The sequence below is a fragment of the Pseudomonas sp. IT-P258 genome, from assembly GCF_949767825.1.
Taxonomy (GTDB): domain Bacteria; phylum Pseudomonadota; class Gammaproteobacteria; order Pseudomonadales; family Pseudomonadaceae; genus Aquipseudomonas; species Aquipseudomonas monachiensis.
The window spans coordinates 324,445-336,820 of the sequence record NZ_CATKPU010000032.1 but is presented as its reverse complement, the minus strand read 5'-3'; the positions used below and the strand labels follow the sequence as shown (position 1 = coordinate 336,820).

Annotated in this window: 11 protein-coding genes; 3 read left to right on the top strand and 8 right to left on the bottom strand. The window is 59.6% G+C overall.

Annotation, left to right across the window (positions count from 1 at the left end; all coding sequences use genetic code 11):
• Positions 1-110: 110 nt before the first annotated feature.
• The 6 genes from ACM6G4_RS14090 to ACM6G4_RS14065 form a co-directional block, all read right to left on the bottom strand.
• Positions 111-752: a lysoplasmalogenase gene (locus ACM6G4_RS14090; protein ID WP_414914032.1), complete on the bottom strand. Its 642-nt coding sequence runs from the start codon at positions 750-752 to the stop codon at positions 111-113.
• Positions 753-754: 2 nt separating this feature from the next.
• Positions 755-1,147: a protease inhibitor I42 family protein gene (locus ACM6G4_RS14085; protein WP_056721165.1), complete on the bottom strand. Its 393-nt coding sequence runs from the start codon at positions 1,145-1,147 to the stop codon at positions 755-757.
• A 191-nt stretch (positions 1,148-1,338) separates the two neighbouring features.
• The gene (locus tag ACM6G4_RS14080; protein ID WP_414913924.1) at positions 1,339-1,797 is read right to left on the bottom strand and encodes a hypothetical protein; all 459 of its coding nucleotides are present in this window, start codon (positions 1,795-1,797) and stop codon (positions 1,339-1,341) included.
• Positions 1,798-1,980: 183 nt separating this feature from the next.
• A complete protein-coding gene (lon, locus tag ACM6G4_RS14075; RefSeq protein ID WP_414913923.1) occupies positions 1,981-4,398 on the bottom strand; it encodes an endopeptidase La in 2,418 nt (805 codons plus the stop codon).
• Positions 4,399-4,634: 236 nt separating this feature from the next.
• Positions 4,635-7,046, bottom strand: coding sequence for a glucose/quinate/shikimate family membrane-bound PQQ-dependent dehydrogenase (locus ACM6G4_RS14070; protein WP_414913922.1), 2,412 nt, complete (start codon positions 7,044-7,046; stop codon positions 4,635-4,637).
• 125 nt (positions 7,047-7,171) lie between these two features.
• Positions 7,172-8,554 carry a carbohydrate porin gene (locus ACM6G4_RS14065; protein ID WP_223542196.1) on the bottom strand — a complete coding sequence of 461 codons (1,383 nt, stop codon included), beginning with the start codon at positions 8,552-8,554 and terminating at the stop codon, positions 7,172-7,174.
• Positions 8,555-8,860: 306 nt separating this feature from the next.
• On the opposite strand from ACM6G4_RS14065, the gene ACM6G4_RS14060 reads away from it, so the two are divergent.
• Positions 8,861-9,091, top strand: coding sequence for a VF530 family DNA-binding protein (locus ACM6G4_RS14060; protein ID WP_046041003.1), 231 nt, complete (start codon positions 8,861-8,863; stop codon positions 9,089-9,091).
• Positions 9,092-9,093: 2 nt separating this feature from the next.
• Positions 9,094-9,735, top strand: a complete 642-nt coding sequence (locus ACM6G4_RS14055; RefSeq protein WP_056721157.1) for a Pr6Pr family membrane protein — start codon at positions 9,094-9,096, stop codon at positions 9,733-9,735.
• Positions 9,736-9,922: 187 nt separating this feature from the next.
• On the opposite strand, the gene ACM6G4_RS14050 is transcribed toward ACM6G4_RS14055, so the two are convergent.
• Together ACM6G4_RS14050 and ACM6G4_RS14045 are read right to left on the bottom strand one after the other, a co-directional pair.
• Positions 9,923-10,708, bottom strand: a complete 786-nt coding sequence (locus ACM6G4_RS14050; protein ID WP_414913921.1) for a siderophore-interacting protein — start codon at positions 10,706-10,708, stop codon at positions 9,923-9,925.
• Positions 10,705-11,280 carry a PadR family transcriptional regulator gene (locus ACM6G4_RS14045; protein WP_056721154.1) on the bottom strand — a complete coding sequence of 192 codons (576 nt, stop codon included), beginning with the start codon at positions 11,278-11,280 and terminating at the stop codon, positions 10,705-10,707. The genes ACM6G4_RS14050 and ACM6G4_RS14045 overlap by 4 nt, the downstream gene beginning before the upstream one ends.
• 505 nt (positions 11,281-11,785) lie before the next feature.
• On the opposite strand from ACM6G4_RS14045, the gene ACM6G4_RS14040 reads away from it, so the two are divergent.
• Entirely contained in the window at positions 11,786-12,265 is a 480-nt protein-coding gene (locus tag ACM6G4_RS14040; RefSeq protein ID WP_414913920.1) for a CS1 type fimbrial major subunit, read from the top strand.
• The last annotated feature ends 111 nt before the right edge of the window (positions 12,266-12,376 follow it).

The window sequence follows — 12,376 nt, the reverse complement described above, 5'->3', positions numbered from 1 at the left end:
GATGCGCGGGTTGTCTGATAAACCGCCAAATCAAAAGATCGCAGCCTGCGGCAGCTCCTACCCTGGGAATGCGATCCCTGTAGGAGCTGCCGCAGGCTGCGATCTTTTTCTCATGCTGATTGCGTTTTTTTGCTGAAAGCCGAGGCAGTGATACCCCATTGCCCCAGCCAGTAACTGAGGATGATCACATAAGGCGCCGCATCAAACGGCACCACAAACCGGCTGATGCCAATCACGCTGTCGGAGAACACGAACGCCACTGCGCCCGCCGCCGCCAGCAGCGCCGAACGCTTGGGCACGTCGGTGCCGAGTCGGGCCAGGGCGCGCCAGAGCATGGCGCTGATCGCCGTGCCATAGACAATCACGGGCACCAGCAATGGGCCGAGGCCGTTGGAAATCAGAATCCCCAGCAGGACGGCGCCGACACCGAGGGCCAGCACCAGCGGCAGTACGGCCAGGCGTCGGCAATCGCTCAGATAAGCCTTGAGATAAGCCAGATGCGCGACCAGAAACGCGCCCAGCCCAAACACGAACAAATCCCCCGGCCAGGCCAGCAACACATCGCCGACCAGGGAGAAAATCAGGCCCAGGCTGATCCAGCGCCGATACTCGCCGGGCGGTGCGTCGTGCAGCCAGCCGAGCAGGGCCAACACCGGCAGTGGCTTGACCAGCAGGCACAGCAATGACGCATGCACGCTCAAGCCATAAAGGAAGGTCACCGCGCCCATCAGCGCCAGAATCAGCCAGCCCACGGTCAGTTGACCGAGATCGCGCAGTCGAACGAATCCACCGGCAGCACTTCCGGCGCCCATGGTTGTTGCGAAGTTAAACGCAAACGCCCGCTGCCGGGCGCAAAAGCCTGAAAGCGCCAGGTCGAGACCCCGGCCGCGCCGACGATGCCGGCATCTTCCGGATTTCGATAAACCTCTGGCCCCAGGGGGTGCAGTACGCCACCGGCCGAATCCTGGATCGCCCAGCGATAGCCCGTGGTCGGATTGCTCGGCAGGGTCAGGATCAGGTTTTGCCCGTTGCTGAGCCGCACCGGACATTCGCTTTGTTTTTCCACGGTCACGTTGTGTGCAGGTTGCGTGGCGCATCCGGCCAGCAAGGCGAGGGCGAGGGGGGCAAGCAGGCGAATGGGGGACATAGGCTTCAGGGGCTCCGGCGTTCACGACGAACGGCGAGCATAACTTAAGATGAGACAAAGTGTGACAGTCACCCGCAATGAGGGGGCAGGGTTGATGCTACCGCGAGCGGGCCACACTCAGGGGAGGGAAGTCGCCTCGTGAGAGCGACCTGCTCGGGATAAAGAGATATTAACTGGTTAGTGCCAAGTGGTTAACTCGCAAGAGAAAAACAGAAATCGCTTCTTGATGTAAATTCGATACCTTGTCGATCTTTGAACTTCATGATCGCGTTGCCAGTGTACTGTTGTGTTTTACTGTTCACGACCAGGTTCATGACACCCTCCAACGCCCAGTGGGTGGTGTAGGAAGGGAAGTTTTCGGTATAAGCTATTTCAATTAAATGACCCTGAACATTCAGTGGGTAGGTGCCCGTCTCGATAAGCTTGGGCATGTAAATATCAAAGGCCCGGTCGAGTGGGGTGTTTTTTTCTCCAGTCTTGAATATGGCGATGATTTCCCTGTTTCCGACGCTGGCGAAAAACTCTTCGGAGATGAAGTCTTCACGGTTCTGAAGGGTTGCATTCAAGTGGTTGTTTGGACAGCAACGGCGAAAGTTGATTTCGTCATTGATGCGCTTGTCGACAAGAGTTCTTCGTAGTTTGATATCCATTGGTTCTCTTCTGTGTGCTTGAAACACAATTGATTTGAACCTTGAAAATATAGAGTTTAAGTGCCTTGGTGTACTATCTGTTCTGATAGGCTTTCAACCGGATTAAATATGTATGTCGAAGTTGTTGCTGCCTAAAAAATGGCCAGTTTACTAATCTGGCCATTTGAAAATTACACTGTTTAATCAGAACAGCACCTTCGCCACATCCGCAAAGCGCTTGGCGAAGTGCACGGTGATGCCTTCCTTCAGATACTCCGGCAGCTCCTCGAAATTGCCCTGGTTGGCCTCCGGCAGAATCAGTTCGAAAATCTTCTGCCGCCGCGCCGCAATCACTTTTTCCCGCACTCCGCCAATCGGCAGTACATGCCCGGTCAACGTCAGTTCGCCGGTCATGGCCACGCCTTTTTTCGGCGGCTGGTTGCGCGCCAGCGATAGCAGGGCGCTGGCCATGGTCACGCCAGCGCTCGGACCGTCTTTCGGGGTGGCGCCTTCCGGCACGTGCAGGTGAACGAAGGCTTCGTCGAAGAACTTCGGATCGCCGCCAAAGGACTTCAGGTGCGAGCTGACGTAGCTGTAGGCGATTTCCGCCGACTCTTTCATCACGTCACCCAACTGCCCGGTGAGCTTGAAGCCACGGTTGAGGGTATGGATGCGCGTGGCTTCGATCGGCAAGGTGGCGCCGCCCATGCTGGTCCAGGCAAGGCCGGTGATCACGCCGACACCCGACAGCACCTGCTCGTTGCGGAACACCGGCTTGCCGAGGGACGCCTCGAGGTCTTTCGGGCCGAGCTTGATCACCGTCTTTGGGTCGTCGAGCAGTTTCATCACCGCTTTGCGCACCAGTTTGCCGAGGTTTTTTTCCAGCTGGCGCACGCCCGCTTCACGGGCATAACCGTCGACCAACGCCTTGAGCGCACTGTCGGTGATGCTCAGGCTGCCCTTGGACACACCAGCTTTCTCAAGCTGCTTGGGCCACAGGTGACGCTTGGCGATGGCGACTTTTTCTTCGGTGATGTAACCCGACAGGCGAATCACTTCCATCCGGTCCAGTAACGGGACAGGGATCGAGTCGAGAGTGTTGGCGGTGCAGACGAACAGCACCTTCGACAGGTCCATCCGCAGGTCCAGATAGTGGTCGAGGAACTCGACGTTCTGCTCCGGATCAAGGGTTTCCAGCAGTGCCGAGGCCGGGTCGCCCTGGTAGCTCTGGCCCATCTTGTCGATCTCGTCGAGCATGATCACCGGGTTCATCACTTCGACGTCTTTCAACGCCTGCACCAGTTTGCCCGGCTGTGCGCCGATGTAGGTGCGGCGATGACCCTTGATCTCGGCTTCGTCGCGCATGCCGCCAACGCTGAAGCGGTAGAACGGCCGGCCCAGGGATTCGGCGATGGATTTGCCGACGCTGGTTTTACCAACACCCGGCGGGCCGACCAGCAGCACGATGGAGCCGCTGATTTCGCCTTTATAAGCGCCGACTGCGAGAAATTCGAGGATGCGGTCCTTGATGTCGTCCAGGCCTGCGTGGTGTTTGTCCAGCACCTTGCGCGCGTGCTTGAGGTCGAGTTTGTCCTCGCCGTACACGCCCCAGGGCACCGAGGTCGCCCAGTCGATGTAATTGCGGGTCACCGCATACTCCGGCGAGCCGGTTTCGAGGATCGACAGCTTGTTCATTTCCTCTTCGAGGCGTTTCTGCACCTGCGTCGGCAGGACTTTGCCCACCAGCCGCTGCTCAAACTGTTCGAGGTCGGCGCTGCGGTCGTCCTTGGTCAGCCCCAGCTCCTGCTGGATGACCTTGAGTTGTTCCTTGAGGAAGAACTCGCGCTGATGCTCGCCGATCTTGCGGTTAACTTCGGCGGAAATCTCTTTTTGCAGGCGTGCGACCTCGACTTCCTTGCGCAGCATCGGCAGGACTTTTTCCATGCGCTTGAGCATTGGCACGCAGTCGAGCACTTCCTGCAGCTCGCTGCCGGTGGCCGATGTCAGCGCGGCGGCGAAGTCGGTCAGCGGCGACGGATCGTTGGGGCTGAAGCGGTTGAGGTAGTTCTTCAGCTCTTCGCTGTACAGCGGGTTGAGCGGTAGCAGTTCCTTGATCGCATTGATCAGCGCCATGCCGTAGGCCTTGACCTCGTCGGTCGGCTCGGTGGGCTGGTGCGGGTATTCGACTTCCACCAGGTACGGCGGGCGGTGATGCTTGAGCCAGGTCTTGAGGCGGACGCGGGTCAGGCCCTGGGCGACGAATTGCAGCTTGCCGTTTTCGCGGCTGGCGTGGTGCACCTTGACCAGGGTGCCGTAGAGCGGCAGGGCCGAGGTGTCGAAGTGGCGCGGGTCTTCCTGGGGCGTGTCCATGTAGAACAGGGCCAGGGAGTGGTGTTCGGACTTGGCCACCAGGTCCAGGGTCTCGGCCCACGGTTCTTCGTTGACGATGACCGGCAGCACCTGGGCCGGGAAGAACGGGCGGTTGTGAATCGGGATGATGTAGACCTTGTCCGGCAGGTTCTGGCCAGGCAGGGCCAGGCCTTTGCCAGGTTTGTGCTGCGTGGCGTTTTCCGGATCGGCGTATTCGCTCGGGTCTTCGGGGAATTCCTGCTGGTCGCTCATGGGGGTACCTGCGCAATGGGTATGGGTCTTAGATGGGGCAGGTTGGCGGTGGTTTCAACGGTCATTTTCTGCAATGCCGTGTTTCGAAGGCGTGTTCAGCGCAGAGACAGGTTAGCTGAACCATGGCCGTGCACGGTCAAAATGTGGGAGCGGGCTTGCTCCCACAGGGGGGCGATGTGGCACAAAAAAGGCGACGTCCTCACGGGCGTCGCCTCTGGTTTTACTGCCGCGAAAACTTACTCGGACAGTTTGTACGCAATCACATAGTCACCCATCTTGGTGCCCAGTGAGCCGTGGCCACCGACGACCAGCAGCACGTACTGCTTGCCGTCCTTGCCGGTGTAGGTCATCGGCGTAGCCTGACCGCCAGCCGGCAGGCGCGCTTTCCACAGCTCGCTGCCGGTGTTGACGTCATAGGCGCGCAGGTATTGATCCAGCGTGCCGCTCAGGAAGCCGACGCCGCCGGCGGTGACCATCGAGCCGCCCATGCTTGGCACGCCGAGTGGCAGGCCGATAGGCAATGGCGAGCTGTCGCGGCTGGTGCCGTTCTTGCGTTTCCACACGACTTTGCCCGTGGTCAGGTCGATGCCGGCCACGTAGCCCCAGGCCGGAGCCTGGCACGGTACGCCGAACGGCGACATGAACGGGTGCATGATCACCGCGTAAGGTGCGCCCGTGTTCGGTTGCACGCCTGCGGTTTCGCTTTCGCGCTTGCTGTCGGCCGCGACTTCGGCGCGAGGCACCATCTTCGAGACGAAGGCCATGTAGTTCGGGCTGGTGAACAGCATCTGGCGAACCGGGTCGACCGAAACGCCGCCCCAGTTGAAGACGCCGACGTTCCCCGGATAGATCAGGCTGCCCTGTTCCGACGGCGGGGTGTACTGGCCTTCGTAGCGCAGTTCCTTGAACTGGATGCGGCACAGCATCTGGTCGAACGGGCTGGCGCCCCACATGGCTCTTTCGGTCAGTTCCGGGGCCAGCAGGTTCAGGTCCGAACGGGCCTGGGTCGGCGCGGTGTGGTCACCTTTCACGGCGCCTTGCGGAGCCGGGATTTCCTTGATCGGGATGATCGGCGTGCCGTCACGACGGTCGAGGACGTACAGGCTGCCTTGCTTGGTCGGTTGGATCACTGCCGGCTTGATGCCGTCGGCGGTTTTCATGTCCAGCAGGGTTGGCTGGCTGCCGACGTCCATGTCCCACAGGTCATGGTGAGTGAACTGGTAGTTCCAGCGCACCTTGCCGGTGGCCAGGTCCAGTGCGACCAGGCCGGCACTGAACTTCTCGGCGCCCGGGGTGCGGTCCGCGCCCCACTGGTCAGGGGTCTGGTTGCCCAGTGGCAGGTAGACCATGCCGAGTTTTTCGTCGACGCTGGCCAGCGACCACATGTTGGCCGAGTTGCGGCTGTAGTGTTCGCCCTCTGGCAGCGGTTCGGTCGCGTCGGGATTGTTGCTGTCCCAGTTCCACACCAGATGACCGTCGTGTACGTCAAAGGCACGGATCACGCCGGATGGCTCGTTGGTCGACTCGTTGTCGGTGACGTGGCCGCCCATGATCACCAGGTCACGGGTGATCGCTGCCGGCGAGGTGGAGTAGTAGCCACCGGGGGTGAACGGTCCGATGCCTTGAGTCAGGTCAACCACACCGTTTTTACCGAAACCTTCGCAGACCTTGCCGGTGTCGGCATTGAGTGCGATCAGGCGTGCATCGGCGGTTGGCAGGTACAGACGACGCGGGCAGGCCTGGGCGACGGCTTTGCCGGCCTCGGAAATCACTGCCGAAGCAGCGTTTTCAGACTTGGCGTAGGCTGCTTCGTCGTAGTACGACACGCCACGGCAGGTCATGTGGGCGAAGCCCTTGAAGCCCACCGGGCTCTTGATCTGCGGGTCGAAACGCCACAGTTCCTTGCCGGTGTCCGGGTCCAGCGCCAGCACCTTGCTATGGGCCGTGCAGGCGTAGAGCATGCCGTTGGCCTTGAGCGGGGTGTTTTCGTTGGTCAGTTCCACCGGGTCATCGGCGGTCGGCAGATCGCCGGTCTGGATACGCCAGGCTTCTTGCAGCTTGCCGACGTTGGCCGGGGTGATCTGCTTGAGCGGCGAGTAGCGGTCACCGAATTCGCTGCGGCCATAGGCCTGCCAGTCGCCTTCGGGCATCTGCGGCGCGGTGCTGGTCATGTCTGCGGTATCGCGGCCCAGTTCGCCCAAGGTCTCGCCCGGATGGGTGAACTGGCTGGCCACGGCGGTGGCGCCTGCCAGGACCACGGCCACGCCCAAGGCGCCGGTGCCCATGGGGGCAGGGCCGTTGATCAGCAATGGACGACGGAACCACGGCAGCAGCATCACCACACCGAGGGCGAACCACAGCGCCAGGCGCGGCACCAGTTGCCACCAGTCCAGGCCCACTTCCCACAGCGCCCAAACGGTACTGGCGAACAGCACCAGTGCGTACAGGCCCAGCGCCGCACGACGGGCGGCGATCAGCAAGACGCCGCTCAGCGCGATGCCGATACCGGCCAGCAGGTAATACAGCGAGCCGCCGAGCATGCTCAGCTTGATTCCCCCGGCCAGCATGGCCAGGCCCATCAGTAGAAGCAGGATGCCGAGCAGGGTCGGCAACAGACGGCTTCGACCCAAGGCACTATCAGTGCTCATAGTGTGATTCTCCGTGATGTTTCATAGAGTCCCGCGCAAGTTCACTGTAGATGACGATCCGGCGCGGGCGTGGTTCAGATAAAAGCAGTTGGGTTCACGCAATCCCACAGGGTTTTGTGGTGTTTTTAGAACGAGGACTGGACCTTGATCCCGCCAATCAGCGCGTCATCGACCTCGTTCACGCCACCGGGATGGCGGATGTATTGCAGGTTCGGGCGCACGGTCAGCCAGTGGGTCACGTGCACGCCGTAATAGAGTTCGGCGCTGTATTCGGTGTCCTGGGGCGGCAGGTAGGACGGATTGTCGTAGTCGAAGACGACATTGGCCTGGTTGGTCGCCTCGGCGTTCTTGCGATAGGCCGGATTGACGTGGACGCGGGCCATGGCAAAGCCGATGTCGTCCCGGGTGCGCGCGTCGAACGGGCCTTTGTAGACGAGGCCGGCCTGGACGTAGTTGTCGATGGCGTTGGTCTTCTTGTCGTGCATCGTGCCGTTGGCGAAGAGGCTCAGGCCACGGGAGTGGTCGCTGGCGATACTGGTGACTTGCTGCTGAAGACCCAGCCACACGCCGTGTTTGCTCGACGCGCTGCGGTAGGCTTCGCCGCTCAGGGCGGCAGGCTGGCCATTGCTGTCCTTGTAGACGTCGGTGGCGCTGGCGCTGCTGTAGTAGTAACCGGCGCGGTATTCACCCGGCAGGCCGTTGAGTTTCGGCGTCCACACCAGCTCCACCGGCACGACCGCGCCCTGGGTGCCGCTGCCGCTGAGCTTGAAGCCGTTGTCGCGGTCAAGGTTCGACGGGTTCTGTTCGTACGCGCCAACCTGTGCATAAAGCTCAGGCGTCAGGTGATATTTGACCCGCATCGCCCACTGGCTGACCGGCCAGTTGTACCAGATGTCGCCCGCCCAGTTGCCGACCTGGGAACCGCAGAACGCCAGGTTCTGGAAGTCGCAGGGGAAGCTGTTGAAGTCTTCGCCTTCGCCGAATCGGCCGACCTTGATGTCGAGTTTTTCATCGAGGAATTTCTGCTGGTACCACATCTGCGTCAGGCGCCAGGTCTGGCCGCGGCCCCAGACTTCCTGGGCCGAGGTGAAGCCGCCGACACGCGGGTCGTTGATGCGGTCGTTGCTGATGTTGTTGCCGCTGCGTTCGGTGATGGTCAACTGGAACTCGGCGTCGTCCCAGCCGAGGATCTTCTGCAAGTCCAGGTGAGTGCCCAAGCCGAACTGGTCGCTGTAGCGCGCCGTGCGGTCGTGGTCGTAGCCGCCGTGAAGATTGCTGCCCATTTCACCGGTGTAATCGACTTTGAAGTCGTAGCCTTTTTCCGCGAGTTCTGTGCGAGTGCCATTCCAGTCACCGAGCATCCACGGTGAATCGCTATCGAAGGCAGGTGCCGCCTGAACGCAGGAGGCAAGGCCCAGCGCGGTGAGGCCGCCGATCAGGGGCAGGATGTTTCGCTGGGCAGCAGTTGCAAAGACAGCGCTGTCTCGCAAAGATTTAAAGTCAGGCATAGAGACGGAGTTCTTGATCTTTTTCTGGGGGATAAACGGAAAGCAGCAGGCGTGAAGCGAAAGCAGAAGCGTTTCAGCAGGCAGCGGGGTGCAAGGATAATGTTCTGTTACAAATAGAGAAAGTGCTTTTGCTGACATGCATCGTTTCGGATTTGGTAACAGTGACAAAAGATCGCAGCCTGCGGCAGCTCCTACAGGATACGGATTCCAATATAGGAGCTGCCGCAGGCTGCGATCTTTTCCGTTTCACCTACATTTAACGTAAGGTGCGCGGCTTCCAATTCCCACTCTGCTCGAAGGCCCGGCATGACCGAACACAACACCGATCCGTTGCATGGCGTGACGCTGGAACAGATCCTCAACGCGCTGGTTGAACACTACGAGTGGTCGGGGCTGGCCGAGCGCATCGATATCCGCTGCTTCAAGAGCGAACCGAGCATCAAGTCGAGCCTGACGTTCCTGCGCAAGACCCCGTGGGCGCGGGAGAAGGTCGAACGCCTGTATGTGAAGTTGATGCGCACCAAACGACCGCTTTGAACATGGCCGACCCGTCTGCGTTACGCCGTCGTTTTGTGGCCGTGGCTGCCATGCTCGGCTGGGCGGGATTGAGCATCCAGATGTACCTGATTTTCCATTCGCGCTGGACGCTGGGCGCCAGCCTGATCGGCGGGCTGGTAAGTTTTTTCAGCTATTTCACCGTGCTGAGCAACACCCTGGTGGCGACCGTGCTGACCTGTGAATGGACATCCCGCGAGTCAGCCGCGCGGCGCTGGTTCCTGCAGCCTTGGGTCAGCAGTGGCATTGCCGTGAGCATCGCGGTGGTGAGCCTCGCCTACAACCTGCTGCTGCGCCACTTGTGGCATCCCGAGGGCTGGCAATGGCTGGCCGATGAGCTGTTGCACGACATCATGCCATTGCTGTTCCTGGGGTATTGGTGGCGTTGTGTGCCCAAGGGCACATTGCGCGTGTGGCATATCGCGCTGTGGGTGATTTATCCGCTGCTGTATTTCGCCTATTCACTGTTGCGCGGGCATCTGCTGGCGGTTTACCCGTATCCCTTCGTGGATGTGGACAAACTGGGTTATCCACAGGTGTTCATCAATGCCGGCGGGTTGTTGGTGGGTTTTGTGGTGATTGCGTTGCTGGCGATCGGGCTGGATCGGTGGCGGGCTCGGAAGTGAGCAACCATGGAAAGTTTGAGCACCTTTGTGGCGAGGGAGCTTGCTCCCGCTCGGCTGCGAAGCAGTCGTAAAATCTGTTCATTGGGTTTTTCAGATAAAACCAAGTAGCAGGTTTTGGCACTGCTGCGCAGTGCAACGGGAGCAAGCTCCCTCGCCACAGGACATCCGGCCCACCTATGGATGATCTTTATTCTTCGCCGTAGTCAGCCAATTTCCAGTAACCCACCGCCTTGACGAACTGTTCGTCCAGCCCATGCTCGTCGAGCAACACCCGACGAATCTGCCGCGACACCTTGCTCTCGGTCGCCACCCACGCGTACAGGCTGCCGGCAGGCACCTGGATCTGGCGCACGGTGCTCAATAAATGATCTTTGCCGCCTTCGCGCAGCACCCAGATCACATTGACCTCGGCCGCACTGTGCAGCACCTGCTGCTCCTTGCCGTTTTCCACTTCCACGATCACCAGCGCACGGCGGTTGGCCGCCAGGCCTTCCAGACGCCGGGCGATAGCGGGCAGGGCGGTCTCGTCGCCGATCAGCAGGTAGCTGTCGAAGATGTCCGGGACGATCATCGAACCCCGGGGCCCGCCGATGTGCAGGAACTGCCCGGGTTGGGCCTGTGCCGCCCAGGTCGAGGCCGGGCCGTCGCCGTGCAGCACGAAGTCGATGTCCAGTTCCAGGGTGTTCAGGTCATAGCGGCGCGGGGTGTAGTCGCGCATCTCGGGCAGCGGACCGTTGTCTTTGCCGGCGCCCAGCACCAGGTTTTCCAGGGCCACGGCCTGCTCGGCGTTCTGCGGGAACAACAGTTTGACGTGGTCGTCCGTGCCCAGGCTGACGAACCCTGCCAATTCAGGGCCACCCAGGGTAATCCGGCGCATGCGCGGGGTCAGGTCGACCACGCGCAACACTTCCAGGCGACGGCGTTTGATTTCGTGCATGACACGGTGAATGGTTGAGGCGATCACTTCAGTCATTCGGCGTTCTCCTGAACGGGTTGAACGGCGGGGCCGTCGACGATGGCTTTGGCGGTGTCGTTGAGCAGGTCACGTACCCGCAGGATTTCGTCCGGGCTCCAGCGTCCATGGTGCATTTGCAGGGCGTGGCGCAGGTTATGCACAGCTTCGTGGATCTCTGCCGGACGATCATGGCCGCGCAGTGAACGCTTGCTGACGTCGATGCGCATGCGCACGCCATCCAGTGCTACAGCTTGCTCTTGCAGGAACAGACGTCCGGCATCGGTGATGGTGTAGCGTTTTTTTCCGCCTTCGGCGTCGCCCAGGATCAGTTCGCTTTCTTCCAGGAACGTCAGGGTCGGGTAGATCACGCCGGGGCTGGGACAGTAGGCGCCGTCGAACATGCCTTCGATCTGGCGGATCAAGTCGTAGCCGTGGCACGGCTGTTCGGCGATCAATGCCGGCAGCAACAACTTCAGATCACCGGGGGCAAATACCCGGGGGCCGCGACCACCGCGTTCGCGGGCGGGACGTTTCTCGAAGCCGTCGCGGCCATCGCCGTGCTCACGGTGGGGGGAATGATGGTCTCTCATTTTCTGCTTTCTCTCGTCGTGTTTAGATACAACTTAAGATATATCTTAACGATCTGGCAACGGCTCCCGACCAACGGCATTCCCCCGCGTCGACCCTGGCTTGAAGGTCAAATCGAAAAAATAGTGCTTATTAGTACAGGTCAAACCTCCAGAATTAGTGTTAACTCTCTAATGTATTAGTTTGCTCCATTATTTGCTGGGCTGTGGGATTGGTCTTACAGAAGTTGCTTTGCTAATATCTCGAGTGTCATGGCGGACAGGGCGCCATTTGTAGTCTGTCTCTTACAGTCAAACATTGGGGTTATAGTTTTTTTGGCTTTTTTCTTTCTGCGCTGATGGCACTCTGGCTACGCACTTGCAGGAACTTTCTTGCTTACTTTAAAGATAAATTGATCGATCATCTTTCGGCGTTGAAAGTTCAGCTGGGCAAATGGCTGCTCGTGACGGTTTTTGCTCGGCATGAACTTTCAATACGTCATCCTTTTAAAAACACAGGTACTGAAAGATGTTCAAGAAAATCGCGTTCGCTGCTCCCCTGGCTGTTCTGGCTCTGAGTTCTTCGATGGCGTTTGCCGCTACCGAAGCCCGACACAGCATCAGTCTGGTTGCTACTGTCAATGCTGACGACTTCTATGCGGTGCCGGTTGACTCTGATCTGGTAAACAAGGATCAGGACATGAGCTACAACCCCTCTACCGACTCCATGAGATCCGTCGATGGGCACTTTGATGTGCTTCATACCGCCGGCAAGGTCAACGCACGACTTGAAGGCGTCCCGAAGCTGATTGCCGGTAACAAAAGCATCGACTTGAAAGTCGAACTCAATGGCAAGACGCTGACAACTACTTCACAGGAAGTGGTTGGAGGTGAAGAATCCAATACCCGCTATCGTGCACCATTCAAAATCAGTGCAGTCACCACTAAAAAACCAGATGCAGGCGATTACACTGGCGTCGTGATGTTGGTTGTCGAGCCTTCGGTCTAAGTAATATCGGCGACGGCAAACCGTTTACTTATATCAAGTGACGTTCTCGGTCGGCAAACTTTCCGGTTTGTCGGCCGTGCTTGAACTCCTTTGCAATTAGAGAGCCCGTTC